The sequence below is a fragment of the Stutzerimonas stutzeri genome (assembly GCF_000935215.1).
Classification (GTDB): Bacteria; Pseudomonadota; Gammaproteobacteria; order Pseudomonadales; family Pseudomonadaceae; genus Stutzerimonas.
The window spans coordinates 1-298 of record NZ_JXXD01000263.1 but is presented as its reverse complement, the minus strand read 5'-3'; the positions used below and the strand labels follow the sequence as shown (position 1 = coordinate 298).

General features: G+C 60.4%; 1 pseudogene. It reads right to left on the bottom strand.

The window, feature by feature from the left end:
* Nucleotides 1-249 (bottom strand): annotated as a pseudogene (locus tag LO50_RS21550) (hypothetical protein); the annotation flags it as partial.
* Nucleotides 250-298: the final 49 nt, after the last annotated feature.

The window sequence follows — 298 nt, the reverse complement described above, 5'->3', positions numbered from 1 at the left end:
GTGGTAATCCAGCAGTTCGTAGGCTTCTCGTTGCTCCTCCCCTGTTGCTAGCGCGTGCTCGTAGCGTTCAACATCTCGCAGGCTGGCGGGGGATGTATGGCTCAGCATGCTATGGGGCACGATATCTTCGGTATGGCCCCAAGGCAGGCGCGAGCTGCCAAAGCGAAACAACCAACTGCGCATGGTCGCTGCCGGCTGGTCGGGAATGCGCGCCGGCTGGTAGGCGCTGGGGCTGTAGTGGGCAGTCATGGAGGGGCAATCAATCGGCATAACGTACATGGCGAGCCATGATGTTGAG